Here is a 25,262-nt window from a genome sequence, read left to right as displayed (position 1 = left end):
CGGGAGTCAGCCCCGCAGGGTCGAGTCGAGCAGCGCCCGGAGGCTGTCGAAGTGCCGCTCGGCGGACTCCTCGTCGTACATCGACGTGTCCGACATCGAGTAGCCGTGCGGGCCGGGGAAGACCTCGTTGGCGACCGTCAGCCCGGCAGCGTCGATCGCCTCGCCGAGCGCGGTGACGGCCTCGGGCGGCATCGACCCGTCGTTCGAGGCGTGGCCGAAGGCGAAGGTGGCCCGGGCGGTCGCGATCGCGAGGTGTGGGCTGTCGGGCTCGTCGGTGACGAGACCGCCGCCGTGCCAGCCGCCGACGGCCACCACGCCGGGGTCGGCGCCGGCCGCGCGGATCGCGATCCGCGCACCCATGCAGTAGCCCGTGGCGCCGACCTCGTCCCCCGACACCTCCGGGCGCGAGCGGAGGGCGGAGAGGTACGCCGGGAGGTCCCGCGCGATGAGCTCGGGGGTCAGTCCTCGGACGCGCTGCATCGCCTCGCCCATGAACGCCTCCCGGTTGCCGGGCTCGCGCAGGTCGGCCTTCGGTGCGACGTCGGCGGCGCGACCGTCGCGGTAGAAGACGTTGGGCGCCAGCACCGTGTAGCCCCACGACGCGATCCGGTCTGCCATCTCCTCGATCCGCGGCCGCAGCCCGATCGCGTCGATCACGAACAGCACCCCGGGTGCGGGGGCTCCGTCGGGCGCGGCGGCGAGGTAGGCCTCGGCGTTGCCGTCGGGCATGGTCAGCGTCAGTGTGGGCACGCGCCCGAGGCTAGCCGGACGACGGTCAGGCCGGCACCGGCAGCAGCCGCTCTCGACCAGGCGAACCTCGGATGCGTGCTCAGGCACGAGCGGCCATGCTGGAGGCCCTGCCCCCACCCCCGCCCAGGAGAAGATCCGTGCCCAGCAAGCGTGCGCTCATCGTCGTCGACGTCCAGAACGAGTACTTCGACGGCGTGCTGCAGATCCAGCACCCCGACCGCGACGAGACGCTGGCCAACGTCGTGCGTGCCCTCGACCTGGCCAACGAGCGGGGCATCCCGGTCGTGCTCGTGCAGCACGAGCTGCCCGAGGGCGCCCCGATCTTCGCCGTCGGCTCGCACAGCTGGACCGTCCACCCCGAGGTCGAGTCGCGCGCGACCGAGGCGTGGAAGCGGGTCACGAAGGACAGCTCGAGCGTCTTCGCCGGCACGGACGTCGCCGCGTGGCTCTCGGCGCAGGGTGTCGACACGATCTCGCTCGTGGGCTACATGACCAACAACTGCGACATCGCCACGGCCGTCTCGGCCGAGGAGCTCGGCCTCGAGGCGGAGGTGCTCTCGGACGCGACCGGCGCCATCCACCTCGCCAACGAGGCCGGCAAGGTCTCGGCCGAGCAGCTCCACGACGTGCTGATGGTGCTGCTGCACTCCAACTTCGCGGCCGTCGCCACCACCGACGCCTGGATCACCGCAGCCACCGCCGGCGACCCGCTGCCGAAGAGCGACCTCGGGACCTCGGCAACCGAGGGGCGATCCGTCTTCGCCGGGTGAGTCCCGCCGGCAGTCGGCGCCGGGAGCTCAGCCGGTGCGACGGACCATCGTGAGCCGCGTCGAGGTCGCCAGCCATCCGGCCACCCAGGCCAGCAGCGGCACGAGCGGCAGGCCGAGCAGCACCAGCCACGGGATCCCCGTGCCCGGCATGCCGTCGACCTGCATCAGGGCAGCCCCGGCCGGCAACCCGATGGCCGCGCCGAGCAGCGCACCGACCACCCCGATGAACAGCCCGTGCATCGCGCCGACCAGCCGCCGTCGCCACGGCCCCGCACCGACCGCCGCCATGGTGGCCTGGTCCGCGCGCCCCTCGGCGGCCGAGAGCGAGACCGCGATGCCGACGACCACCAGTGTCAGCAGTGCGGCGGCGCCGAGTGCCGCGAAGCGCAGCAGGCTGGCGGTGTCGAGGTCGCGCACCACCGTCGAGGGCGTGATGCCCTCGACGGCCAGCGCGTCGAGGTCGGCGCCGGTGATGTCGCGCGGCGTCAGCACGGTCACGGTCTGCGGGGAGACCACGAACCCGAGACCCTCTGCCGTGTCAGGCGACATCCACGCGCTGCCGCCGTCGTACCCGCGGTCGGCGCCCGTGGCCCGCGCCGCGATCGCGGGCAGCTCCCACGAGTCGCGCTGCGTGCGGTCACCGGGGTCGAAGCTCACCCGGACCTGGCCGTCGACCACCGATCCCGTCGAGGTGGTGACGACGACCCCGTCCGCGAAGGCGGCGAGGACGTCGTCGTCCACGTCGACCAGCTGCCGCAGGGACTCCTCATCGACGACGCGCACGCCGTCGCCGGGCATGGAGCGGGAGCCGAGGAAGGGCTCCACGTAGGGCACGCCCGGCATCGTCGCCCGCGACGTCACGTAGGTCGTGCTCGTCCCGACCTGGTCCTCGACAGCAGCGATGACGCCGGCCACCCGCTGCGCTCCGGCCGCCGGCCCGACCTCCTCGGGCAGCTCGTCGGTCGCGACGGTGATCGACATCCAACGCCTCCCCGCGTCACCGGCCTGGCTCGCGAGCTCGGCGGACGCGGCCTGCACGGCGAAGCCGGCAAACACCATGCCCGCCACCGTGATCATCAGCGACACCGCGCTGGCGGCCGTCCGGAACCGGTGCCGCGACGCCTCGCGCAGGGCGAACCTGCCCGAGACCGACAGCCACCGCGACGCCCCGGCGATGCGGCGTACGACGTGCGGGGACAGCCACGTGAGTCCACCGATGAGCAGCACCAGGCCGACGGCGCCGATGACGACCGGGACCCCCGAGGGCTGCGACCGGTAGGGCTCGGTCGGCACGCTCGTCCCGACCGCGGCGAACTCCGCGGAGATCCACCACCCGCTCGCGACGAGCACCACCAGCCCGAGGATCGCGAGGCCGGTGGCCGGCCGGTGCGTGCGGAGGTCTCCCGAGCCGCCGACGCTGAAGCGCCCGGAGAGCGCATCGACCGGGCTCATCCGGCCGATGCTCCACGCCGGCGCGAGCGCGGCGGCGAGGCCGGTGACCGCGCCCAGCAGCGTGAGCACCGAGACGAGGAACCAGTCGACGTCCTGCGTCCAGACCCGCGTGTGGGCGACGACCTCGTAGACCGGGACGCCGAGCCGGAACACCACGACCCCGGCCACCGCACCCAGCGCGGACGCCCCGACCCCGAGGACGAGACCCTGGGCGAGCAGCACCCGGCGCACGTCACCCGCCGCTCCCCCGTTGGCGGCCACGAGGCCGAGGTCGCGCACCTGGCGACGGGCACCGACGGCGAAGGCCGAGCCCACCAGCAGCACCACCTCGATGAGGCCGAACAGCACCACCAGGGCGCCGACGGCGAGCGCCGCGGCGTCCACCGGCCCGTCGTCGGCGTACTGCACGTCCCACTCCTGAGGGTCGAACATCGCCTGACGGGGCATGGCCGCGACCCCCTGCGCCGCCAGCGTGTCGACCAGCTCGTGCAGGTCCGCGCCCGAGGTGCCGGGCAGGTCCACCAGGAAGCGGTACGACGCCGCCTCGTCCTGCTGCTGGGCTGCGAGGGCCTCCGTGGCGACGACTCCCCCGGGCGGGGCGATCATCTCGACCCCCTCGGCGAAGACCTCCCGCTCGCGCGGGTCGACGACCCCCACCACCCGGACGGTGGTGCCGTCGAGCAGCTGCAGGGACGCGTCGGGCAGCGGGTCGCCGTCGTCGTCGAGGAGCTCCAGCGCCCGGGCCGATCCCGCGTCGAGGGCGACCTCGTCGGGGGCGATCGGTGCCGCGCCGCGGGACACCCAGCCCAACCCCTCGGCCATCGGATCGCTCGCGTCGATGACCTCCACGCTGGCTTGGCCACCGCTGGCGAGGACGACCCAGCCGTAGCTTCGGTGGTCGATCACGCGGCTGCCCTCGGGCATCAGCGCGGCGACGTCGACGGAGGACGCGTCGCGCTGCGGCTTCGGGCTCCGGTCGGCCCGGGCCGGCTCACCGTTCGGCTTGACGGCCGTGTAGCCCATGTCGCCCGACCAGTAGGTGACCTCGACGCGGTCCCAGGGCGAGACCTCGACCATGAGGTCGGCACCACCCATCGCGGCCCGCGCCGCCTGCTCGCCGGTCCAGCGGAGGTTGGTGTGGAACTGCGCGACGGTCACGGCGACGAGGACCGGCAGCGCGACGAGGAACGCCATGAGCAGCGAGCGGCCCTTGTGGGACCAGAGGTCGCGGCGCGCCATCCGCAGTGCCGGGAGCCAGCGGGTCACTCGCGACCCACCAGCAGCGACTGCGGCGAGGACCGCTGGGTCTCGTCGACCGCGACACCGTCGCGGAGGAACACCACCCGGTCGGCCCACCCGGCGTGCCGTGCCTCGTGCGTGACCAGCAGCGCGGCGCTGCCGGCCTCGCAGCGGGCACGCAGCAGCGCGAGGACCTGCTCGCCGGTCTCCGAGTCGAGAGCGCCCGTGGGCTCGTCGGCCAGCACGAGGCAGCGCTCCCCGACCACCGCACGTGCGATGGCGACCCGCTGCTGCTGGCCACCGGACAGGTGCGCCGGGAACCGGTCGTACAGGCCCTCGAGCCCGACCTCGTCCAGGACGGCGCGCGCCGTCCGCAGCGCCTCGCGCGACCTGACCTTGTCGAGCTCGAGCGGCATCGCGACGTTCTCCTGCGCGGTGAGCGACGGGATCAGGTTGTAGTCCTGGAAGACGTAGCCGACCCGGCGGCGCCGCAGCGACGCGAGCGCACCCTGCGACATCGACCCGAGCTCCTCGCCCTGCACCCGCGTGCGACCTGCCGTGGCCTGGTCGAGGCCGCCGGCGAGGTTGAGCAGGGTGGACTTCCCCGAGCCCGACGGGCCCATCACGGCGACCATCTCACCGGGCATGACCGTCAGGTCGAGCCCGCGCAGCGCATGGACCGCCGCGTCGCCACGGCCGTGGATCCGGCTCACGTCCTGCATCTCGAGCACCGGCTGCGTCATCGCCGCGCCCCCTTGCCCGTCGTCGCGCGGTCCTTCGCCGGTGCTGCCGCGTGTGCGGGTGCACCACGCTTCGCCGCGCGCGCGACCATCGCTTCACAGTGGTCGAGCCAGCGCACCTCGGCCTCCGCGGCGTACCTCAGGTTCTCCAGCACCAGCGACCACGCGAGGCCGCCCGGCTCCTCTCCCGGCTCCCCCTGTGACTTGAGCCGGGTGAGGTCCTGCAGGCGGCCGATCGTCGCGGCCCGCTGGTGCTGGATCAGGGCCGCGACGTCCACCCCGGGGACGGTCACGGCGAGCGCGAGCTTGATCGAGAGCTCGTCGCGCGGCCGGTCCTGAGCCGTCACGGCGGAGGCGAACCAGTCGAGCAGCTCGGCCCTCCCCGCGCCGGTGATGGCGTAGCGCGCGCGGCCCTGCTCGTCCTGCCCCGCGGGCTCGACGAGTCCGTCGCGCTCGAGGCGCGACAGGGTCGAGTAGACCTGCCCGATGTTGAGGGGCCAGGCGTCGGCGGTGACGGCGTCGAAGTCGGCGCGCAGCTGGTAGCCGTAGCCCGGGCCGCGCTCGAGGAGGGCCAGGAGTCCGTGACGGATCGACATGGATACGGAGTATGCATACTCAGTACGCAATCTGCAAGGACCACCTGACACTGCAACGCACCCGGGCGTCGCTCCGTATCCCTGTCGAGAGGTTCCGCATACTGCACCCGGAGGCACCCATGGACCTGCGCGAGGAGATCGAGCGCGACCTCAGCACCGAGCCGGTCGACCGGTTCGCGATCGAGGACGCGCTCCGGGCTGGTCGGCGCACCGTCGTACGCCGTCGCGCCCTGTCGGCACTCGCCGCGACGGTGGCGTCGGTGGCGATCGCAACGAGCCTGGTCGTGGCCCTCGACCCCGGTGCGGCGCCGTCGGGCGATCGCGTCGCGTCGCGGGGAGCCGACCGGTGCGACCTGCCGAGCGCCGGACGGACGTCGGCGGAGTGCGAGGGCTACCAGCTCCTCCAGGACGACCCCGTGGCCTACACCTCCAGCGGCACGCTGGTGATCCGCGACGGCTGGACCTACACGGCCCGCATCATGGACCCCCTCGTGGGAGTGGATGCCGCAGCCGTGGAGGTCACCGACGGCGCGGACACCGACTGGGCGCTGCTCAAGGAGCCCGGCGCGGACGGGAGCCTCTTCGCGCAGCACGCCGATCCTGCCGACCTGCGTGGCGACCTGACGTTCGGCGCCTGGGTCTCCTACGTCGCGTCGCGATGGCAGGGCACGCCCGCGACCCTTCTCGTCGCCTACACGCGTGGCGGAGACCTCGAGGCGCTGCCCGGCTGGGCCATCCGGCAGCAGGCGACGGGACTGACGATGCCCGCCGGCTACCGCGGTCCGACCGGGGTGGACGCGGTCGTGCAGCTCGACGACGACGCGCGCACCTGGTACCTCGTGCAGCGCGCAGGGGGGATGGCGCTGGCGTTCCCGCTGTTCGGTCGCTTCGGGAGCGTCGAGGACGTCCTCGCCCACGTCTCTTCCCCCGCCTACGACCCCGACCGCCAGTGCATGCTCGGGGAGGCCCAGTGAGGAAGGCCGAGCGGGAGGCGGCCTACGTCATCTGCGGCGACTGGGACCGCGCCGACGACCTGCTCCAGCAGGCGCTGGTGAAGCTCTACGTCGCCTGGCCGCGGGTCCGACGCGACGGCCGGGAGGAGGCGTACGTCCGGCAGATCCTGCTCCGCGCCCACATCGACGAGCACCGCCGACCCTGGCGACGGGAGCAGGCGACCGACCGCCTGCCCGAGCGTGCAGCACGTGAGCCCTTCCCCGTGGAGGAGCGCACGGTGCTGATGCAGGCGCTGGAGCAGCTGAGCGCCATGCAGCGCGCGTGCGTGGTGTCGCGGCACTGGCTCGGCCTGAGCGTCGCCGAGACGGCGACCGACCTCGGCATCCCCGAGGGCACGGTGAAGAGCCACACCTCGCGCGGGCTCGCGGCGCTCCAGGGGATGCTGGAGCCCGATCGCCGGGCCTGAGTCACATGTCGCGGTAGCGGACCGCCTGCGCGAGGAGGGCCTCGAGGTCGGCGGACGTGGCACGCCGGGTGCCGGTGGCGAAGTCCTCGGCGTCCGGCTGTGCGTACGGGGCGACATAGGCCGCCGTGTCGCGCTGGTAGCGCCAGCCCTCGGCGAGCGGGCCGACGTCGTGGGCGTCGTAGCCGAGGGAGTCGAGGAGCTCGGTGACGGCCTGCTTGGCACCGGCGTCGTCGCCCGCGATGGCGAGGGCGGACCGCTCCGGGTCGCCGTGCGGGCGGGCGAGCGTGGCCAGGTGCGCGAAGAAGATGTTGTTGAAGGCCTTCACCACGTGCGACTCGGGCAGGTGCGCCTGGAGCAGCTCGGAGGTGGTCGTCGACTCGTCGTCCAGCTCGGCGATCCGGCCGTCGCGGTCGGGGTAGTAGTTGTTCGTGTCGATCACGGTCTTGCCGCGCAACGGCTCGACCGGCACCTCGCGGTAGGCCTTGAGCGGGACCGTCACGACGACGATGTCACCGGCCGCGGCCGCCTCCTGCGCAGTGGCTGCGCGAGCCCGGTCGCCCAGCTCGGCGACGAGGTCGGCGAGGGTCTCGGGACCCCTGCTGTTGCTGAGCACGACGTCGTGCCCGGCGTCGAGCGCCAGCCGCGCGACGGTGCTGCCGATGTTTCCGCTGCCGATGAGTCCGATGGTTGCCATGTCCAGCCCAACCGACGCGCGGAGGCGGGCATTCCACGCGAGCGGTTGACAGAGATCCGTCCCCGCTTCGAGCATCGGTCCATGCGGAGGGGGACGGGTCGGCGCGCGATGGCGTACGCCGCGGTGGTGGTCGGGCTCGCACTGTCCGGCTGCTCCAGTGGCGGAGGCGAGAGTGCCGACGAGTCCGCCGCACCGACCGTGACGCAGACGGTGACCGAGACCGCGTCACCGACGGAGACGTCCACCTCGCCCACCACCCAGACCCCGTCCGGGTCGATCACCCCGACCGCCGGCGCTCCTGCCGTCGACGGCCCGGTCGTGGCGCAGGATCAGCTGAGCTCCCCGAGCGGCAACATCTGGTGCTCGCTCGAGTACGGCATCGAGTGCGAGGTGAAGGAGAGCTCCTACCAACCCCTCCCCAAGCCCGCTGACTGCCGGCTCGACTGGGCCGACAACCAGTTCCGGGTCGACCGCAGCACCGGCGCCCGCGGCATCTGCCGCGGCGACGTGACCTTCACCGAGCAGCCGCCCGAGCTGACGTACGGCACCACCTCCGTGGTCGGCGACCGCGCCTGCCAGAGCACCGAGACCGCGATGACCTGCTGGGACACCGGCTCCGGGCACGGCTTCCGGGTCTCGCGCGACGACTACCAGCTCTTCTGACCTGACGCCGGCGCCAACCAGACCATCCCTTGACCGAACCTCGCACCTCCGAGCATGGCCACTGTCGGACCCGTCGCCTACAATCGAACACATGAGCGAAGTGCTGGCAGCGGTCCGCGAGGCAGGGGTCGACGACCTCACTGCCTTCGCCCTGCTCGCTGCCCTGCGCGACCGCAAGGCCGTCGAGGACCAGGCAGCCGCCGACCAGCTCGACCTCGCCGCCCGCTGGGCCGACCTCCACCCACCCGAGTCGATCCACCTCGCCGCAGCCTTCACCACACCAGGCTCGGAGCACGAGGAGCCGATCGCCGGCGACGGCTGCCCGCTGGTAGCGGAGTTCTGTGTGGCCGAGCTCGGAGCCGTCCTCGGCATCAGCACGACCGCGGCGAAGAAGCTCATCGGGCACGCCCTCGAGCTCCGCCACCGCCTCCCCAGGCTGTGGTCCCAGGTCCACGCCGGTGCGGTGCCCGCGTGGCGGGCGCGGTCGGTCGCGGAGGCGACCATCCACGCGGTTCCTTCGCTGACCCGTGACGCCGCGAGCTGGGTCGACGACCAGGTCACGGCTGTCGCGGGAAAGGTCGGTGTCGCGCAGCTCGACCGCCTCGTCGCAGAAGCCATCAAGAGGTTCCAGCTCGCTCAACCGGATCGGGCGGCTGACCCGGACGACGGCTACCTGTACGTCGACCCCCGCCACGTCACCGTCCTGGATCAGGACGTGCACTTCGCCGGCACCGTCCACGTCGAGGCCGACCTCGACCTCGCCGACGGCATCGACCTCGACCACGCCCTCAGCCGTGACGCCGCGACGCAGAAAGCCCTCGGCTCCACCGAGACCCTCGACGTGCGGCGGGCCAAGGCCCTCGGCAACCTCGCCCGCACCCAGACCGCCCTCGACCTCTTCCACGCCCGCGGCGCCACGACCACCACCTCGACGGACGACCGGAAGGACGACCTCCCCGTCGCGCGGGAGGTCGTGCTCCACGCCCACTTCGACGCAGACCTGGTCGAGGAGACGACGGTCTTCGGTCCCACCGGACGGATGGAGAACCGGCAGAAGCTCCTCCTGTTGGAGCAGCTCCAGTCCTGGTGCTCCGACAGTCGGACGAAGGTGACCGTGAAGCCGGTCATCGACCTCAACCACAACCTGAGCGCGCCCGGCTACGAGATCCCCGACCGCATCCGCGAACAGGTCATCCTGCGCGACCGCACCTGCGTCTTCCCCCACTGCACCAGGCCAGCCAGGGCCTGCGACATCGACCACATCAGCCCGTACGACCACGACGCCGAAGCCGAAGGCCGACCACAACCCGGACCCACACGGTCCGACAACCTCGCCTGCCTGTGCCGCTCCCACCACCGACTCAAGACCTTCACCAGCTGGCACTACGCCATGGTCGAGCCCGGGGTCTTCGAGTGGACGTCACCCCACGGCCACCAGTTCAGACGCGACCGATCAGGCACCACCCCGATCAACCACATCGAGCCCCCACCGCCCGCACGACCGTGACCCCGCCCCGCACCCCGCCCGTCACCACGACGGCGGGGTCACAGGCACGTTCGCGTCAGCCTTGACTGGCGACGTCGTCCAGGATCCGGCGCATGACGGCCTGCACCGGCTCGACCACGTCGGGCAGCTGGTGGCGCGCGATCGCGGCGACCTCGGGCTGCGCGTGGGCGACGGCGAAGGAGTGCGTGGCCTCGCCGAACATCTCGAGGTCGTTGAGGTGGTCGCCGAACACGGCCGTCTGGTCGGGACCGACTCCGAGGCGTGCCTGCAGGTCGCGCAGCGCCTGGCCCTTGGTCACGCCGAAGGCGGTGACGTCCGCCCAGTGGGTGCCCGACCGGGTCACCTGAGCGCGGTCCGCGAAGTGCACCAGCACGTCACGGTCGACCGCCTCGGTGCTCTCGAGGTCGATGATCGCCACCTTGATGACGTCGTCGGTGACGTCCTCGAGGCGAGCCACCCGGGTCAGGGTCGGGTGGTAGTGGAGGGCCTCGTCCCAGATCTCGCCGTCGACCTCGACCCACGCGCTGTCGACGCCGCACACGACGGCGGTCGCCCGCCGGCCCTCGGCACGGGCGTACTCCCGGACCGCGTCGACGAGCTCGCGCACGAGCGACTCGTCGAGGGTCCCCGTCGCCCTGGCCTCCCCGTGCTCCACGAGGACCGCACCGTTGTCGGCGATGTAGGTGTCGACGAGCGGGACCTCGGCGAAGAGCTCGGCCTGCGAGGCGTGCGCCCGCCCGCTGGCCGGCACGAACGTGAGGCCCGCGGCGACCAGGTCGGCGACGAGCCCACCGGTGCTGGACGGAAGCGTCCGGTCCGGCGCCAGCAGCGTGCCGTCGAGGTCCGACACCACGAGTCGTACGCCGGCGAGCGCGCCGGGTGCGAGGTCGTCGAGGACGGAGACGGCGGGGGCAGGTGAGCTCACACCACGACGGTATTCAGCCGCACCGCCCGCAGCGGCATCGGCAGCCCCCGACGGGGCGTGGATGAGGCGCACGTCTCACCGGCGCCGGCCGGCTCAGAGCTCGGACTGCACCCCGGCGAGGAGCTGGCGCGCCATCACGATCCGCTGGACCTGGTTGGTGCCCTCGTAGATCTGGGTGATCTTGGCGTCGCGCATCATCCGCTCGACCGGGTAGTCGCGGGTGTAGCCGTAGCCGCCGAGGACCTGCACGGCGTTGACGGTGACCTCCATGGCGACGTCGGAGGCGAAGCACTTCGCGGCGGCGCCGAAGAAGGTGAGGTCGTCGTCGCCGCGCTCGGAGCGGCCGGCGGCGGCGTAGGTCATCTGGCGTGCGGCCTCGACCTTCATGCCCATGTCGGCGAGCATGAACTGCAGGCCCTGGAAGTCGGCGATCGACGTGCCGAACTGCTCCCGCCCCTTGGCGTAGTCGAGGGCGTGGTCGAGCGCCCCCTGGGCGACGCCGACGGCCTGCGCGGCGATGGTGACGCGGGTGTGGTCGAGGGTCTTCATGGCGGTGGTGAAGCCGGTGCCCTCCTCGCCGATCATCCGGTCGGCGGGGATGCGGACCTTGTCGAGGTAGACCTCGCGCGTCGGCGAGCCCTTGATGCCGAGCTTCTTCTCCGGGGCGCCGAAGGAGACGCCCTCGTCGGACTTCTCGACCACGAAGGCCGAGACACCGCCGCGCGTCTTCTTCTCGTCGTCGGTCACGGCCATGACGGTGTAGAACTCCGACTCCCCCGCGTTGGTGATCCAGCGCTTCACGCCGTCGAGCACCCAGTGGTCGCCGTCGCGCACCGCACGGGTCTTCATTCCGCCCGCGTCGGAGCCCGCGTCGGGCTCGGAGAGGCAGTACGAGAAGCCGCCCTCGCCGCGGGCCAGCGCGCCGAGGTACTTCTGCTTGAGCTCCTCCGAGCCGGCGATCTGCACCGGGAGCGAGCCGAGCTTGTTGACCGCCGGGATCAGGGACGACGACACGCACGCGCGCGCGACCTCCTCGATCACCAGCACGGTGGCGAGCGCGTCGGCACCGGCACCGCCGTACTGCTCCGGCACGTGCGGGGCGTGGAAGTCGGACGCGAGCAGGGCCGCCGCGGCCTCGTGCGGGTAGCGGGCCTCCTCGTCGACCTCGGCCGCGTGGGGCGCGATCTTCGCGTCGGCGACGGCGCGGACCGCCTCGCGGATGGCCTGGTGCTCCTCGGAGAGGGCATACATCGGGAACTCGTTCATCGGATGACTCCTGGTGCGGACGGATCAGTAGGTGTAGAAGCCGCGGCCGGTCTTGCGGCCGAGGAGGCCGGCGTCGACCATCCGGTTGAGCAGCGGCGGGGCGGCGTAGAGCGGCTCCTTGAACTCCTCGTAGAGCGACTCCGCGACGGCCTTGGTCGTGTCGAGGCCGATCAGGTCGGCGAGCGCGAGCGGACCCTGCGGGTGGGCGGCGCCCAGCACGAGGCCGCGGTCGATGTCCTCGGCGGTGGCGAAGCCCGACTCGAGCATCCGGATCGCCGAGAGCACGAACGGGATGAGCAGCGCGTTGACCACGAAGCCCGCGCGGTCCTGGCTGTCGATCGCCTGCTTGCCGAGCGAGGTCTCGACGAAGTCGCGGGCGCGAGCCGTGGTCTCCGCCGAGGTCAGCAGGCTCGGCACCAGCTCGACCAGCGGCAGCACCGGCACGGGGTTGAAGAAGTGCACGCCGATGACCTGGGCCGGGCGGGAGGTGACCACGCCGAGCTTCATGATCGGGATCGAGGAGGTGTTGGAGGCGAGGATGGCGTCGGGCGAGGTGACGATCTCGTCGAGCCGGGCGAAGAGGTCGGTCTTGGCCGACTCGTCCTCGACGATCGCCTCGACCACGAGGTCGCGGTCGGCCAGCTCGCCGAGGTCGGTGACGACGCGGATCCGCTCCAGCACGGCGGCTGCGGACTCGATCTTGCCCTTCGACTCGGCACGCGTGAGCGACTGCTCGAGACGCGCCCGGCCCGCGTCAGCGGCCGCCTCGGACGACTCGGCGACGACCACGTCGAGGCCGGCGCGCGCCGTCACCTCCGCGATGCCCGCACCCATCAGTCCGCACCCGACCACACCGACGTCCTGCACTCCAGCACTCATGGAAACTGAGTGTACGTGATGTGGTACTGAGTACCATCGCCACCATGTCCCCCGTGACCAGCACCCGCGACCGGCTCATCGACGCGGCCTTCGCGCTCTTCGAGGAGCGCGGCTTCGACGAGACGACCGTCGACGACGTCGCGGCGCGGGCCGAGGTCGGGCGCACCACGTTCTTCCGGGCCTTCCGGTCCAAGGAGGACGTGATCTTCCCCGACCACGACGCCATGCTCGGCGCGGTCTCCGCGCGACTGGCGACCGCCACCTCCGCGACGGTCGAGGTCGCGGTGACCGAGGCGGCGCACCTGGTCCTCGCGCACTACGTCGCCGAGGGCGCCCGCGCGCAGCAGCGCTACCGCCTCGCCCGCAACGTGCCCGCGCTCCGCAGCCGCGAGACGGCCGGGCTGCTGCAGTACCAGCGGCTCTTCCGCACCTTCCTGGACCAGTGGACGGGCGACGGCGACCGGCCGGACCTGATCGGCGATCTCCGTGCCGAGCTGCTCGCCAACGCCGTCGTGACCGCGCACAACCACGTGCTGCGGCGCTGGCTGCGCGGGACCATCACCGCCGAGCAGGCCGAGGCCGAGTTCGCCGTCGCGATGGAGGAGGTCTTCCGTGCGTCCCGGCCCTCCGGCGACACCGCGGTCGTCGTGCTGCGCAGCGACGTGCCGGTGGAGAGGCTGCTGCCCGCCCTGCGGGAGGTCGTCGCGGACGCGACACCGTCCTACGATGAGGCGTGACCACGTCGGAGCGGCTCAGCTGGCAGGACCCCGCGAGCATCGAGCGGATGCTCGACGAGGGGCAGACCTGGGCCGTCGTCGGACTCTCCGACAACCCCGAGCGCACGGCGTGGTCGATCGCGAAGCTGCTGCAGGACCGCGGCAAGCAGATCGTCCCGATCCACCCCTCGGCCGCGACCGTGCACGGCGAGCAGGGCTACGCCACCCTCGCTGAGGTGCCCTTCCCGATCGACGTCGTCGACGTCTTCCGGCGCTCCTCGGCCGCCGGCGAGTTCGCCGACCAGGCGGTGGAGATCGGCGCGGGCGGGGTCTGGTTCCAGCTCGGCGTCGTCGACCCCGAGGCGTTCGAGCGCACGATCGCGGCGGGCGTGCCGATGGTGATGAACACCTGCCCCGCGATCGAGTGGCGCAAGCGCGGGCGCTAGCCGAGCCCGGCCAGCCGGCGACGTGCGTCGTCGAGCCCCCGCTGGTTGTCCGCGACCTCCACGCCGCCCGTCCGGTCGTCGGTGGCGAGGCGACCCGCGAAGTAGACGCCCTGGACCGCCTCCCGCAGCCGGCTGAACGCGTCGAGCTGCCGCAGCTCGTCGGCCGCCAGCGGGCCGCGGTCGGCGTACGCCGCCAGGAAGGCCGACGCGCGCGCCCGTCCGCCGAGGTACATCACTGCCGAGGCGACGTCGTAGAGCACCGGGCCGCGCCGGGCGCCCGCCCAGTCGATCAGCCCGGTGACACCTGTCGCGTCGTCGTGGACGAACGCCTCGGGCGCCGGGTCGGTGTGCAGCACCGACCAGGTCAGCGCGAGCGGGTCGGTCTCCTCGCGGACGTGGGCGATCGCGGTGACCAGCCAGTCGTGCTCGCCGACCCCGGGAGCGTGCGGGTCGAGCCAGTCGGTCGCGAAGACCGAGGTCGCGGGGCCGGGTGCCGCGTCCGTCGCGTGCACCCCGGCCAGCACCCGGGCGATCCACTCCTGCTCGTCCTCGGAGTCGCCCTCGAGCTCGCGGCCGGGCACGTGCTCGAGCAGGGCCAGGCCAGCCTCGGTCACGACGAGGCGTCCGTCGCGGGCGGCCACCGGACGACCCGTGGTGAACCCGGCGTCGGCGAGGGTCCGGGCGACCTCGGAGCCGGCCAGCAGCGCGTCGACGCCGCCGGGCGGGACGTGCTTGGCGACGTAGGCAGTGCCGTCGTGCTCGACCAGCCAGGTTGTCGAGTTCATGCCGCCGTCGAGCGACCGCACGCGCGGCGCCGTCAGGCCCCAGTGCTCGGCGAGCAGGTCGCGCGGGTCGTTCACGCGAGCTCCACGGAGCCCTCCGGGATGTCGATGCCGAGCTGTGCGAGGCACTCCCCCAGGATCCACTGCACGTCGAGCGTGTCGGCGAGCGGCATCACGGGGCTCTCGGTGAGCCCGGCCGCGAGGCACGCCTGCACCTCGTCGACCTGGTGGGTGTAGCCGCGACCGACGGCCGACCGCTCGACCGTCTCCGGCTCCTGCCCGTTGCGTCGTACGACGATGCGGCTGGGGTGGTGGAACGGCGGCTCGAGCTCGATGGAGCCGCCGGTGCCGCTGATGACCGCCCGGCCCGGGGTCTGGCTGGCGAGCGTGCAGGTGAGCGCGGCGGCCCGCCCGTCGTCGTACGACAGCTGGATCGCGGCGGACGCGTCGGCGCCGTTGGGGAACAGCGTGCCCGTGGCCGTGACCCGGTCCGGGCGGCCGAGGAAGTGCTGGGCGAGCGAGATCGGGTAGACGCCGAGGTCGAGGACCGAGCCGCCGCCGAGCGCGAGGTCGAAGAGCCGGTCCGCGGGGTCGAACGCGCGGTGGGCGCCGAAGTCGGCCTGCACGAGCACGAGGTCGCCGATCGCACCGGAGGCCACCAGCTCGCGCGCCTGCACGAGCGCGGGCTGGAAGCGGGTCCACATCGCCTCCATGCAGAACACGCCGGCGGCACGGGCCGCGTCGACGACCTCCTGGGCGCCGGCGACGGTCGCCGTGAAGGCCTTCTCGACGAGGAGCGGGGTGCCGGCCTCGATCGCGGCGAGCGCGAGGTCGCGGTGTTGCGGGTGCGGGGTCGCGACGTAGATGACGTCGACCTCCCCGGCCCGGCCGGCGTCGACCAGGTCCCGGTAGGTGCCCGCCCCACCGGCGCCGAACCGCCCCGCGAAGTCGTCGGCCGACTCCGCGGACCGGCTGCCCACGAAGGCCAGCTCGGCGTCGGGCACGAGGGCGAGGTCGGTGGCGAAGACCTGCGCCATCTTCCCGGTGGCAGCGATTCCCCAGCGAGTCGTCATGCCCCGACCCTAGTGACCCGTGGCGTCAGGCGGGGCCCCACGCCTGGTCGAGCACGTGCTCGGCGATCGCGAGGCTCGACGTCGCCCCGGGCGAGGGCGCGTTGCGCACGCACGTCACGCCGTCCGCGCTGGTGATCCGGAAGTCGTCGACGAGGCTCCCGTCGCGGTCGACCGCCTGGGCGCGTACGCCGCTGCCCGCCCGCCGCACGTCGGCGACCCCGATGTCCGGGACGTAGGCCGAGGCCCGCTTCATGAAGGCACGCTGCGACGCCGAGCCGATCACCTCGTCGATGCCGGTGCGCCAGTGGGCACGGGCGAGGTGCCAGAAGCCGGGCCACGCGAGGACCTCGCGCAGGTCGCCCGCCGAGACGTCGCGGAGCCGGTAGCCCTCCCGCTTGGTGGCGAGCACCGCGTTGGGCCCGACCTCGAGCGTGCCGTCGACGCGGCGGGTGAAGTGCACGCCGAGGAAGGGGTACTGCGGGTCGGGCACCGGGTAGACCATGCCGCGCACCATGTCCTGCTTGGCGGCGCTGACGCCGAGGTACTCCCCGCGGAACGGCAGGATCGCCGGCGCACGCTCGCCGTCGACGAGCGCGGAGACCCGGTCGGCGTAGAGCCCCGCGGCGACCACGACGTGGTCGAAGCGCAGCGGCGCCGGGTCACCCTCGACCCGCACCGTCACCCCTCCCGCGTGCCGCTGGATGTCGACGACCCTCGCACCGAGGCGCACCTCTCCGCCGGCGGCCACGACCTCGTCGGCCAGCGCCCGGGTGATCGCCGGGTAGTCGGTGATCGCGGTCTCGGGCGAGTGCAGCGCGGCCAGGCCGACGGCGTGCGGCTCGACCTCGCGGATCTCCGACGGCCCGACCCGTCGCAGGCCGGGGACCTTGTTCTCCGTCGCGGTCCGCTCGAGCGCGTCGAAGCGCCCCATCTCGGCCGGGTCGACGGCGACGACGAGCTTGCCGCAGGCGTCGTACGCGATCGCGTGCTCGGCGCAGAAGTCGCGCAGCAGGCCGCGGCCGCGGGTGCAGAGCTCGGCCTTCAGGCTGCCGGGCTTGTAGTAGATGCCGGCGTGCACGACGCCGGAGTTGTGCCCGGTCTGGTGGGCGGCGAGGTGGTCCTCCTTCTCGAGGACCACGACGTGCGTGCCGGGGCGTCGGCGGACGACCTCACGCGCGATCGCGGCCCCGAGGATGCCTCCGCCGACCACGCCGATCCTCTGCTCCCCCACCGCACTCCCCACAGGGAGGACGGTGGTGCGTGCCGCGGGCCGCGTCAAGCCGGACGGCCCGACCTCCCACAATGGGGGTATGCGCGACCTCCACGTGCCCGCCGGACCGGGCCTGCCCGACGGCCTGGTCGTGCCCGCTTCCGAGCTGGTCGAGCGGTTCTCGAGGTCGCCGGGACCGGGCGGTCAGTCCGTGAACACGAGCGACTCGCGGGTGGAGCTCGACTACGACGTCGCGTCCTCGACGGCGCTCACCGACACCCAGAGGTCGCGGGCCCTGCGCCGCTGGCCGTCCGGCACCGTGAGCATCGCGGCGTCCGAGCACCGCTCGCAGCACCGCAACCGGGTGGCCGCCCGCGAGCGGCTGGCCGAGCAGCTCCGCTCCGCCCTCGCTCCGCCGCCGCCCCCGCGCCGGCCGACGAAGCCGTCACGCGGCGCGAAGGAGCGCCGGCTCAGGGCGAAGAAGGAGCGCGCCTCGACGAAGTCGCTGCGCGGCCGGGTGCGCGAGCGCGACTAGAAGCCGACCTTGCGGGTGCCGCCGGTCGCCGCCTGGCGCACGACGTCGCCCTTGGCGTGGGCGGTCTCGGCGAGCTGGTCCTGGTAGTCGACGAGGCGCTGCTGGAGCCCGGCGTCGCTGGTGCCGAGGATCCGCGCGGCGAGGATGCCGGCGTTCTTGGCGTTGCCGATCGCGACGGTGGCGACCGGGATGCCACCGGGCATCTGCACGATCGACAGCAGCGAGTCCATGCCGTCGAGGTACTTCAGCGGCACCGGCACGCCGATGACGGGCAGCGGCGTGACGGACGCGAGCATGCCGGGCAGGTGGGCCGCCCCGCCGGCGCCGGCGATGATCACCGAGAGCCCGCGCGTGTGCGCCTCCTGGCCCCACGCGATCATCTCGGTCGGCATCCGGTGCGCCGAGACCACGTCGGCCTCCCACGCGACGCCGAGCTCGGTGAGCACCTCGCCCGCGGCCTGCATCACCGGCCAGTCGGAGTCGGAGCCCATCACGATCCCGACCCTCACGGGCTGCTGCTGCGTCTCACTCATCGTTCACTCTCCCCCTGATCAAGCACTGACGTTGCCGAGGTCGCCACGGAACCACGCGGCGGCGTGCCGGGCGCGCTCGAGGCAGTCCTCGAGGTCGTCGCCGTAGGCGTTGACGTGTCCGACCTTGCGGCCGGGCCGCAGGTCCTTGCCGTAGAAGTGCACCCGCAGCCGCGGGTCGCGGGCCATCGCGTGCGGCAGGCCGTCGTACAGCCTCCCGGTGTCGGTGGGTCCACCGAGGATGTTGACCATCACGGTCCAGCGCTCACGCGGGGCCGGCGAGCCCAGCGGGAGGTCCATGACGGCGCGGAGGTGGTTCTCGAACTGGGACGTCACGGCGCCGTCCTGGGACCAGTGGCCGGTGTTGTGGGGGCGCATGGCCAGCTCGTTGACCAGGATCCGGCCGTCGGCGGTCTCGAAGAGCTCGACGGCGAGGATGCCCGTGACGTCGAGCGCACCGGCGATGCGCAGGGCGATCTCCTGCGCCTCCCCGGCCAGGGCGGGCGCGAGGTCGGGTGCGGGGGCGACGACCTCGTGGCAGATGCCGTCGAGCTGGGTGGAGGCCACGACCGGGTACGCCGCCGCCTGGCCGCTGGGCGACCGGGCGACCAGCGCCGACAGCTCGCGGCGGAAGTCGACGAGCTCCTCGGCCAGCACCTCCACGCCGGCGGCCGCGGCCGCGTCGAAGGCGGCCTGTGCCTCGTCGATCGCACGGACGACCCAGACGCCCTTGCCGTCGTAGCCGCCGCGCGTGGTCTTGAGGACGCACGGCAGGCCGAACTCCTCGACGTCGGCGGCCGTGGTGACGACCGCGTTGCGGGGGCACGGCACGTCGAGCTCGGCGAGCCGTCGACGCATCACGGCCTTGTCCTGGGCGTGGACGAGCGCGTCCGGCCCGGGGCGGACGGCGATCCCGTCGGCGACGAGCGCGTGCAGGTGCGCGATCGGGACGTGCTCGTGGTCGAACGTGACGACGCTGGTGCCCGCGGTGACGGCGCGCAGGGTGTCGAGGTCCGTGTGGTCGCCGACGAGCTGGTCGGGGATGACCTGGGCGGCGGAGACGCCCTCGGCCTCGGCGAGCAGCCGCAGGGGGAGGCCGAGTGCGATCGCGGGCTGGGCCATCATCCGGGCGAGCTGGCCGCCCCCGATGACGGCGAGCGTGGGAGCACGGTGGGAACCGGTCGAGGACACGACCGGGAGCCTATCGGGGCGTCAGGACGCGACCGTGTCGGCCTTGGTCTCGAAGCGCAGGCCGCGACCGCGGTGGGTGGTGATCAGCGTCGGGTTGCGCGGGTCGTCGTCGAGCTTGCGGCGCAGCCAGCCGAGGTGCACGTCGATGGTCTTGGAGTTCGTGTAGAACGAGGTCTGCCACACGTCCGCCATCAGCTCGCTGCGGGTCACGATGTGCCCCGGGCGCACCATCAGGGCATGCAGGAGCTGGAACTCCTTGCGCGAGAGCCTGATCTCGCGCTCGCCACGCCACACCTGTCGGGTGGTCGGGTCCAGTCGCACGTCTTGCACAGCCAACACGAGCCCGAACGTAGGGATTCGCGGCCGCGGAGGCAGCCCTTTTGGGTGAGTTGTGGACGAGTGGTCCAGACCGTTGACAGGCGCCTCCTGACGCCGGGGCGGGCTCAGCGACGGCGTACGGCGACCGGCTCCACGAGACCGAAGCCCCGGACCGGACGGGCCGGGAGGCGGCGGTGCTCCCACTCGTCGGTCGGGAGGAGGTCGGCGGTGTTCTGGTCGACGATGAGCCGGTTGCGGCGCGCCACCTGGGTGAGCCGCGCGGCCATGTTGACCGGCGGCCCGAAGATGTCGCCGAGGCGCTGGATCACCGGTCCGCTCGCGAGGCCGAGGCGCACGTCGGGCATCTTCGCGTCGCGACCGATGACGTTGATGATCCCCTCGGCCACCCCGACCGACTCCTCGGCGGTGTTGGTGACGAAGAGGACCGAGTCGCCGAGGCTCTTGATGATCCGGCCGCCGTAGCGGGCCACGACGTCCTGGCAGCGTGACTCGAAGACCTCGACGAGGTCGCCGATCTCGTCGCGGTCGAGCGTGTTGGACAGGGCCGTGAAGGAGACCAGGTCGGCGAAGCCGACGGTCACGTCGATGGTGTGGAGGTCCTCGTCCTTCGCGCCCATCGCCTCGATCCGGCCGACAGCGGCGGCGAGGTGGCGCCGCCACGCGTAGACGACGAGCCGCTCGAAGGGCGGGTTGACCTCGTTGATCAGCTGCAGCGCGCTGTGGACCCGCGAGCTGTTGGCCTCGTCGCCGGCGGCCATCTCCTCGACCCTCGTGACCAGGGTCGAGACCTCCCAGTCGGCGAGCCGGGCCATCGTCTGGCCCACGCCGCGGGTGAGGTTCACCGCGGTGTCGAAGTCGACCGCGCCGGCGTCGACGAAGCTCATCAGCGTGGAGACGGCCTCGATGTCGGCGGCGGTGTAGGCCTTCTCGCCGCTGAACTCCGGGAAGCCGAGGGCGCGCCAGAGCCGCCGCGTCTCCTCGATGGTCACACCGGTCTCGGCGGCCACCTCGAGGGCGTTGAAGCGCGGCTTGCTGCGCAGGATCGCCTCGTCGAGCCGCTCACCCGGACGCTGCTGGCGGGTCGCGGGGTCGGGCTGCTCGCCCTGCTCGCTGGGATCAGGTGCCATCGTCCCGGCGGTGCGCGTCGCCACCCGAGAGGCGGTGCAGCTCGTCGGAGACCTGGAGCTGGACCTTCTCGACGTCGGGGATGTCGTAGAGCTCGACGCTGCCGTCCGTGCTGGCGTCGGAGACGACGAGGGTCCCGCAGCCGAAGATGCGGTCGATGACGCCGATCTCGAAGTCGACCCCGCTGATCCGGTTGAGCGGGATCGTGCGGCCCTCCTTGGCGATGAAGCCGGAGCGCTTGATGAAGCGGCGGTTGGTGAACGTGTAGGTCGTCGTCAGCCACTTCAGGAACGGCCCGACCAGGAACCACACCAGGACCGCCAGGAACAGCACCCAGACGACGATCCTGACGACCGAGTTGTCGACGAGGCCGTTGAGGAACAGCGCGACGGCCAGCGCGACGAGCACCACGAGACCCGGGAGGATCAGCGACTTGACGTGCGTGCGGGTGGTGACGACGACGTGCTCACCCTCGTTGAGGAGCTTGCTGGGATAGGCCACGCGCCGATCATGTCACTAGGCGGGCCGCACGTGCACGACATCTCCGGCGGCGACGGTGAAGGCTCCCTCGTCGGTCCCGACCACCAGCGCACCGGTCGCGTCGATGTCGAGCGCCTCCCCGCGGCGTACCTCTCCCCCGGGCAGGTGCACGTCGACCGTCTTGCCCAGGGTCACGCACACGTCGGCATAGGCCCGGCGCAGCGACTCGGTGTCGTCGAGCAGCCCCTGGAGGCCGTGCAGCGAGCCGAGCACCTGCCCCAGCAGGCCTGTGCGCTCCACCGGCTCCCCGGTCTCCAGCGCGACCGACGTGGCCAGCGCGATCGGCAGCTCGTCGAGGGTCTGGTCGACGTTGATCCCGCACCCGATGACCGCCATCGGCCCCGCCTCCGTCTCGACCCGCTCGACGAGGATGCCGCAGACCTTGCGGCCGACGCCGGTCCCGCCGTCGACGAGGACGTCGTTGGGCCACTTCAGCGCGATGTCGGGCAGCCGGTCCGCGAGCGCGGCCTGGACGGCGTACCCGGTCAGCAGCGGCAGCCACGACCACGACGTCGGGGGTACGTCGGGTCGCAGCAGCACCGAGAACGTGAGGGACGAGCGGGCCGGTGTCTCCCACACGCGGTCGAGCCGGCCGCGACCGGCGGTCTGGTGCTCGGTGACCACGACGAGCCCGGGCTCCTCGCCGCCGCGGGCGCGCGCCGCGACCACGGCGTTGGTCGAGGGCGTCGCCTCCTCGACCTCGACGCGCCAGCCGATCGGCGCGACCAGCCGGGCGGGGTCGAGGGGTGGGCGCTCTGCAGGGCTGTGCGTCATGGGGTCTAGATTGCCCGACAGATTCGGACAACAGGTAGTAGACCCAGTGCGACCAGGAGGCCATCGCGTGAGTGCACAGCCGGGTGAGGGCACGGACGTCCCCCCTCAGGAGACGGACATCGACATCCACACGACGGCGGGCAAGCTCGCCGACCTGGAGCGGCGCCTCGACGAGGCGGTCCACGCCGGCTCCGCGAAGGCGATCGAGAAGCAGCACGCGAAGGGCCGGGGGACCGCCCGCGAGCGCATCGAGATGCTCTTCGACGAGGGCACCTTCGTCGAGCTCGACGAGCTCGCCCGGCACCGCTCGACCGCGTTCGGCCTGGAGAAGACCCGGCCCTACGGCGACGGCGTCGTCACCGGCTACGGCGAGGTCAACGGCCGCCCGGTGTGCGTCTTCAGCCAGGACTTCACCGTCTTCGGCGGCTCCCTCGGTGAGGTCTACGGCGAGAAGATCACCAAGGTGATGGACCTCGCGATCAAGACCGGCTGCCCGATCATCGGCATCAACGAGGGCGCCGGCGCGCGCATCCAGGAGGGCGTCGTCTCCCTGGGCCTCTACGGCGAGATCTTCCGCCGCAACGTCCACGCCTCCGGCGTGATCCCCCAGATCAGCCTGATCATGGGCAACTGCGCCGGCGGGCACGTCTACTCCCCCGCCGTCACCGACTTCACGATCATGGTCGACCAGACCTCCGCGATGTTCATCACCGGACCCGACGTCATCAAGACGGTCACCGGCGAGGACGTCACGATGGAGGACCTCGGCGGCGCCCGGACCCACAACACCAAGTCCGGCAACGCCCACTACATGGCCACCGACGAAAAGGACGCCATCGAGTACGTCAAGTCGATGCTGTCGTTCCTCCCCCAGAACAACCTCGACGAGTCGCCCTCGTTCGCCGACTCGCCGGAGATGGAGGTCACCGACCTCGACCGCGCGCTCGACACGATCATCCCGGACGGCGCGAACCAGCCCTACGACATGCACGACGTGATCACCGCCGTGCTCGACGACGAGGACTTCCTCGAGGTCCAGGAGCTCTTCGCCCCCAACATCCTCGTCGGCTTCGGCCGCGTCGAGGGCCAGTCCGTCGGCATCGTGGCCAACCAGCCGATGCAGTTCGCCGGCTGCCTCGACATCGACGCCTCCGAGAAGGCCGCCCGGTTCGTCCGGTTCTGCGACGCCTTCAACATCCCGGTCCTGACGTTCGTCGACGTGCCCGGCTTCCTGCCCGGCACCGACCAGGAGTGGGACGGCATCATCCGCCGCGGTGCGAAGCTCATCTACGCCTACGCCGAGGCCACCGTCCCGCTGATCACCGTGATCACGCGCAAGGCCTACGGCGGCGCCTACGACGTGATGGGCTCCAAGCACCTCGGCGCCGACATCAACGTCGCCTGGCCCACCGCCCAGATCGCCGTGATGGGCGCCCAGGGTGCCGCCAACATCGTGCACCGCCGCACCCTCAAGGCCGTCGAGGACCAGGGCGGCGACGTCGAGGCGAAGCGCGCCGAGCTCATCGACGAGTACGAGACCACCCTCGCCAACCCCTACATCGCGGCCGAGCGCGGCTACGTCGACGCCGTCATCGCGCCCCACGAGACCCGCGTCGAGATCATCCGCTCGCTGCGCCTGCTCCGCTCCAAGCGCGAGACCCTGCCGGCCAAGAAGCACGGGAACATCCCGCTCTGATGGACACGCCTTCCGAGCAGGAGACGCCTGCCCCGCTGCTGCGGGTCGTCAACCCCGACGCCACTCCGGAGGAGGTCGCCGCCCTCGTGGCGGTCTTCTCCGCGCTCGGGTCCGCCGACGGCGAGGCGCCCCGCCCGACGCGACCCTCCTGGAACCATCCCGCCCGCGGCGTCCGGCGTACCCACCGCAACGGCACCGGCGGCTGGCGCGCCAGCGGCCTGCCCCGCTGACCCCACTCGACAGTGGAGCCCGCGGCCCGACCTAGCGGCCGGGAGCTCCACTGTCGCTCTCCACAGGTCCTCGCGAGCCATGGCGGACGGCCTGCCCCGGGACTCATCGTCGTGGGATGCCGAAGCGCACGACGAGCACCCTCGACACGACGGGGCTCGCCCGACTCCTCAGGCGCCAGGACGGCGTGGTCTCACGCCAGCAGCTGGTCGACCTTCGGGCCTCGCGGGCGGACGTACGCCGTCTCCTCGCGCGCGGTGAGCTGGTGGAGATCCACCCGCGGGTGTACGTCGACCACAACGGCCGCCCGTCCAGGAAGCAGCGGGAGTGGGCGGCCGTTCTTGCCTGCAGCCCGGCCGCGCTCCACCGCGAGTCCGCTCTCGACGCACACGGGATGACGCGCGACCGCGGTCGGGTCGAGGAGCCGCGGCAGATCCACCTGCTCGTCGACCGGGAGAGGCGCATCACTCCGCCGGCCGGCGTGACGGTCGAGCGCGTTGCCGACCGGGAGGCGTGGACCCAGGTCAACAGGCGGCCACCGCGCGCGACGTTCGACTTCGCCGTCCTCAAGGCGGCGAGCGACCAGGACGAGGCCGACGCCGTCGGGCTGCTGTCCGACGCGGTGCACCAGGGGATGACCACCGCCGCGCGGCTCGTGGAGACGATCGATCGGTTGCCGCGGCTCCGCCAGCGCGCGATCCTCCGCGAGATCCTGGCCGACATCGCCGCAGGCACACGTTCGGTGCTCGAGAGGCGCTATCTCCGCGATGTCGAACGGGCACACGACCTCCCTCCCGGTGATCGGCAGCTGCGCGTCGGCACTCCCAGCGGCGTGGTCCTGCGCGACGTACGACACGCTCCCGAGCGCGTGCTGATCGAGCTCGACGGCGCCTTCGGCCACCGCGACAGCGTCGACCGGTGGGCCGATCTGCAGCGTGACCTCGACGCTGTCGTCGACGACCACGTCACCCTCAGGCCCGGATGGGCACAGGTCCTCCAGCCGTGCCGCCTCGCGGCGATCGTCGGCGGGGTGCTCCACCAGCGGGGATGGGACGGCCGACCACGCGCCTGCGGTCCCGCATGCACCATCGACAGTGGAGCCCGCGGCCCGACCTAGCGGCCGGGAGCTCCACTGTCCGACTCGAAACCGGACTGTTGGCTGTCACGGAGCGGGCT

General features: G+C 72.5%; 28 protein-coding genes. 11 read left to right on the top strand and 17 right to left on the bottom strand.

Annotated features, from left to right (window positions below; genetic code table 11):
* Nucleotides 1-6: 6 nt before the first annotated feature.
* The gene (locus BLV76_RS13090) at nucleotides 7-750 is read right to left on the bottom strand and encodes a dienelactone hydrolase family protein (RefSeq protein ID WP_245734665.1); all 744 of its coding nucleotides are present in this window, start codon (nucleotides 748-750) and stop codon (nucleotides 7-9) included.
* A gap of 137 nt (nucleotides 751-887) precedes the next feature.
* Between BLV76_RS13090 and BLV76_RS13085 the strand changes: the two genes are divergently transcribed.
* Complete coding sequence (locus BLV76_RS13085; RefSeq protein WP_217630337.1) at nucleotides 888-1,520, top strand: isochorismatase family protein; 633 nt, start codon at nucleotides 888-890, stop codon at nucleotides 1,518-1,520.
* A 27-nt stretch (nucleotides 1,521-1,547) separates the two neighbouring features.
* Here the strand turns inward: BLV76_RS13085 and BLV76_RS13080 are convergent, their stop codons facing one another.
* From BLV76_RS13080 to BLV76_RS13070, 3 genes are read right to left on the bottom strand one after another with little or no spacing between them, the layout of a single operon-like run.
* Nucleotides 1,548-4,238, bottom strand: a complete 2,691-nt coding sequence (locus tag BLV76_RS13080; protein ID WP_090969520.1) for an FtsX-like permease family protein — start codon at nucleotides 4,236-4,238, stop codon at nucleotides 1,548-1,550.
* Nucleotides 4,235-4,954 carry an ABC transporter ATP-binding protein gene (locus BLV76_RS13075; protein ID WP_090969519.1) on the bottom strand — a complete coding sequence of 240 codons (720 nt, stop codon included), beginning with the start codon at nucleotides 4,952-4,954 and terminating at the stop codon, nucleotides 4,235-4,237. Before BLV76_RS13075 ends, BLV76_RS13080 begins: the two co-directional genes overlap by 4 nt.
* A complete protein-coding gene (locus BLV76_RS13070) occupies nucleotides 4,951-5,547 on the bottom strand; it encodes a PadR family transcriptional regulator (protein WP_090969518.1) in 597 nt (198 codons plus the stop codon). The genes BLV76_RS13075 and BLV76_RS13070 overlap by 4 nt, the downstream gene beginning before the upstream one ends.
* Nucleotides 5,548-5,666: 119 nt before the next feature.
* Here BLV76_RS13070 and BLV76_RS23120 point away from each other — a divergent pair, with 119 nt between their 5' ends.
* Nucleotides 5,667-6,521: a hypothetical protein gene (locus BLV76_RS23120; protein ID WP_245734664.1), complete on the top strand. Its 855-nt coding sequence runs from the start codon at nucleotides 5,667-5,669 to the stop codon at nucleotides 6,519-6,521.
* The gene (locus BLV76_RS23115; protein ID WP_245734663.1) at nucleotides 6,518-6,967 is read left to right on the top strand and encodes a SigE family RNA polymerase sigma factor; all 450 of its coding nucleotides are present in this window, start codon (nucleotides 6,518-6,520) and stop codon (nucleotides 6,965-6,967) included. Before BLV76_RS23120 ends, BLV76_RS23115 begins: the two co-directional genes overlap by 4 nt.
* A 1-nt stretch (nucleotide 6,968) precedes the next feature.
* On the opposite strand, the gene BLV76_RS13060 is transcribed toward BLV76_RS23115, so the two are convergent.
* Complete coding sequence (locus BLV76_RS13060) at nucleotides 6,969-7,736, bottom strand: NADPH-dependent F420 reductase (protein WP_090969517.1); 768 nt, start codon at nucleotides 7,734-7,736, stop codon at nucleotides 6,969-6,971.
* A gap of 6 nt (nucleotides 7,737-7,742) precedes the next feature.
* On the opposite strand from BLV76_RS13060, the gene BLV76_RS13055 reads away from it, so the two are divergent.
* Both BLV76_RS13055 and BLV76_RS13050 read left to right on the top strand, forming a co-directional pair.
* On the top strand, nucleotides 7,743-8,324 hold the full coding sequence (locus BLV76_RS13055; protein WP_139306570.1) for a DUF6636 domain-containing protein: 582 nt from the start codon (nucleotides 7,743-7,745) through the stop codon (nucleotides 8,322-8,324).
* A gap of 91 nt (nucleotides 8,325-8,415) precedes the next feature.
* The gene (locus BLV76_RS13050; protein WP_139306569.1) at nucleotides 8,416-9,831 is read left to right on the top strand and encodes an HNH endonuclease signature motif containing protein; all 1,416 of its coding nucleotides are present in this window, start codon (nucleotides 8,416-8,418) and stop codon (nucleotides 9,829-9,831) included.
* A 55-nt stretch (nucleotides 9,832-9,886) separates the two neighbouring features.
* On the opposite strand, the gene BLV76_RS13045 is transcribed toward BLV76_RS13050, so the two are convergent.
* The 3 genes from BLV76_RS13045 to BLV76_RS13035 all read right to left on the bottom strand — a co-directional run bounded on the left by BLV76_RS13045 (nucleotide 9,887) and on the right by BLV76_RS13035 (nucleotide 12,901).
* Nucleotides 9,887-10,756, bottom strand: a complete 870-nt coding sequence (locus tag BLV76_RS13045) for an HAD-IIB family hydrolase (RefSeq protein ID WP_175539671.1) — start codon at nucleotides 10,754-10,756, stop codon at nucleotides 9,887-9,889.
* A 93-nt stretch (nucleotides 10,757-10,849) separates the two neighbouring features.
* A complete protein-coding gene (locus BLV76_RS13040) occupies nucleotides 10,850-12,022 on the bottom strand; it encodes an acyl-CoA dehydrogenase family protein (RefSeq protein ID WP_090969513.1) in 1,173 nt (390 codons plus the stop codon).
* Between the two features lie 24 nt (nucleotides 12,023-12,046).
* The gene (locus tag BLV76_RS13035; protein WP_090969512.1) at nucleotides 12,047-12,901 is read right to left on the bottom strand and encodes a 3-hydroxybutyryl-CoA dehydrogenase; all 855 of its coding nucleotides are present in this window, start codon (nucleotides 12,899-12,901) and stop codon (nucleotides 12,047-12,049) included.
* 44 nt (nucleotides 12,902-12,945) lie between these two features.
* On the opposite strand from BLV76_RS13035, the gene BLV76_RS13030 reads away from it, so the two are divergent.
* Nucleotides 12,946-13,638 carry a TetR family transcriptional regulator gene (locus tag BLV76_RS13030; protein ID WP_090969511.1) on the top strand — a complete coding sequence of 231 codons (693 nt, stop codon included), beginning with the start codon at nucleotides 12,946-12,948 and terminating at the stop codon, nucleotides 13,636-13,638.
* On the top strand, nucleotides 13,635-14,063 hold the full coding sequence (locus tag BLV76_RS13025; RefSeq protein WP_245734661.1) for a CoA-binding protein: 429 nt from the start codon (nucleotides 13,635-13,637) through the stop codon (nucleotides 14,061-14,063). The genes BLV76_RS13030 and BLV76_RS13025 overlap by 4 nt, the downstream gene beginning before the upstream one ends.
* Here the strand turns inward: BLV76_RS13025 and BLV76_RS13020 are convergent.
* Genes BLV76_RS13020 through lhgO form a run of 3 tightly spaced genes read right to left on the bottom strand, consistent with a single transcriptional unit; the run spans nucleotide 14,060 to nucleotide 17,149 of the window.
* Nucleotides 14,060-14,923, bottom strand: coding sequence for a phosphotransferase enzyme family protein (locus BLV76_RS13020; protein WP_090969510.1), 864 nt, complete (start codon nucleotides 14,921-14,923; stop codon nucleotides 14,060-14,062). The two genes, BLV76_RS13025 and BLV76_RS13020, sit on opposite strands and share 4 nt — an antisense overlap.
* Complete coding sequence (locus BLV76_RS13015) at nucleotides 14,920-15,918, bottom strand: Gfo/Idh/MocA family protein (RefSeq protein WP_090969509.1); 999 nt, start codon at nucleotides 15,916-15,918, stop codon at nucleotides 14,920-14,922. The genes BLV76_RS13020 and BLV76_RS13015 overlap by 4 nt, the downstream gene beginning before the upstream one ends.
* A gap of 25 nt (nucleotides 15,919-15,943) precedes the next feature.
* Nucleotides 15,944-17,149 carry an L-2-hydroxyglutarate oxidase gene (lhgO, locus tag BLV76_RS13010; protein ID WP_090969508.1) on the bottom strand — a complete coding sequence of 402 codons (1,206 nt, stop codon included), beginning with the start codon at nucleotides 17,147-17,149 and terminating at the stop codon, nucleotides 15,944-15,946.
* A gap of 79 nt (nucleotides 17,150-17,228) precedes the next feature.
* Here lhgO and arfB point away from each other — a divergent pair, with 79 nt between their 5' ends.
* Nucleotides 17,229-17,663 (top strand): alternative ribosome rescue aminoacyl-tRNA hydrolase ArfB, encoded by a 435-nt coding sequence (gene arfB / locus BLV76_RS13005; protein ID WP_090969507.1) that lies wholly within the window; start codon nucleotides 17,229-17,231, stop codon nucleotides 17,661-17,663.
* Here arfB and purE read toward each other — a convergent pair.
* From purE to BLV76_RS12975, 6 genes are all read right to left on the bottom strand, one after another.
* Nucleotides 17,660-18,196, bottom strand: a complete 537-nt coding sequence (purE, locus tag BLV76_RS13000; protein WP_090969506.1) for a 5-(carboxyamino)imidazole ribonucleotide mutase — start codon at nucleotides 18,194-18,196, stop codon at nucleotides 17,660-17,662. The genes arfB and purE overlap by 4 nt on opposite strands.
* Nucleotides 18,197-18,214: 18 nt before the next feature.
* Nucleotides 18,215-19,384, bottom strand: a complete 1,170-nt coding sequence (locus tag BLV76_RS12995; protein WP_090969505.1) for a 5-(carboxyamino)imidazole ribonucleotide synthase — start codon at nucleotides 19,382-19,384, stop codon at nucleotides 18,215-18,217.
* 21 nt (nucleotides 19,385-19,405) lie between these two features.
* Nucleotides 19,406-19,723 (bottom strand): winged helix-turn-helix domain-containing protein, encoded by a 318-nt coding sequence (locus tag BLV76_RS12990; RefSeq protein ID WP_090969504.1) that lies wholly within the window; start codon nucleotides 19,721-19,723, stop codon nucleotides 19,406-19,408.
* Nucleotides 19,724-19,827: 104 nt separating this feature from the next.
* On the bottom strand, nucleotides 19,828-20,850 hold the full coding sequence (locus BLV76_RS12985) for an adenylate/guanylate cyclase domain-containing protein (RefSeq protein ID WP_090972683.1): 1,023 nt from the start codon (nucleotides 20,848-20,850) through the stop codon (nucleotides 19,828-19,830).
* Nucleotides 20,840-21,349 carry a PH domain-containing protein gene (locus BLV76_RS12980; RefSeq protein WP_090969503.1) on the bottom strand — a complete coding sequence of 170 codons (510 nt, stop codon included), beginning with the start codon at nucleotides 21,347-21,349 and terminating at the stop codon, nucleotides 20,840-20,842. Before BLV76_RS12980 ends, BLV76_RS12985 begins: the two co-directional genes overlap by 11 nt.
* A 15-nt stretch (nucleotides 21,350-21,364) precedes the next feature.
* Entirely contained in the window at nucleotides 21,365-22,162 is a 798-nt protein-coding gene (locus BLV76_RS12975; RefSeq protein WP_090969502.1) for a biotin--[acetyl-CoA-carboxylase] ligase, read from the bottom strand.
* Between the two features lie 67 nt (nucleotides 22,163-22,229).
* On the opposite strand from BLV76_RS12975, the gene BLV76_RS12970 reads away from it, so the two are divergent.
* The 3 genes from BLV76_RS12970 (at nucleotide 22,230) to BLV76_RS12960 (ending at nucleotide 25,203) form a co-directional block, all read left to right on the top strand.
* The gene (locus tag BLV76_RS12970) at nucleotides 22,230-23,858 is read left to right on the top strand and encodes an acyl-CoA carboxylase subunit beta (RefSeq protein WP_245734660.1); all 1,629 of its coding nucleotides are present in this window, start codon (nucleotides 22,230-22,232) and stop codon (nucleotides 23,856-23,858) included.
* A complete protein-coding gene (locus BLV76_RS12965; RefSeq protein WP_090969500.1) occupies nucleotides 23,858-24,088 on the top strand; it encodes an acyl-CoA carboxylase subunit epsilon in 231 nt (76 codons plus the stop codon). Before BLV76_RS12970 ends, BLV76_RS12965 begins: the two co-directional genes overlap by 1 nt.
* A 116-nt stretch (nucleotides 24,089-24,204) precedes the next feature.
* Nucleotides 24,205-25,203, top strand: coding sequence for a type IV toxin-antitoxin system AbiEi family antitoxin domain-containing protein (locus BLV76_RS12960; protein ID WP_090969499.1), 999 nt, complete (start codon nucleotides 24,205-24,207; stop codon nucleotides 25,201-25,203).
* Nucleotides 25,204-25,262: the final 59 nt, after the last annotated feature.

This window comes from Nocardioides exalbidus (assembly GCF_900105585.1).
In the GTDB taxonomy this organism is placed as follows: Bacteria; Actinomycetota; Actinomycetes; order Propionibacteriales; family Nocardioidaceae; genus Nocardioides; species Nocardioides exalbidus.
Note: the sequence above shows the minus strand (reverse complement) of the source record. Positions and strands in the feature narration are given on the sequence as shown.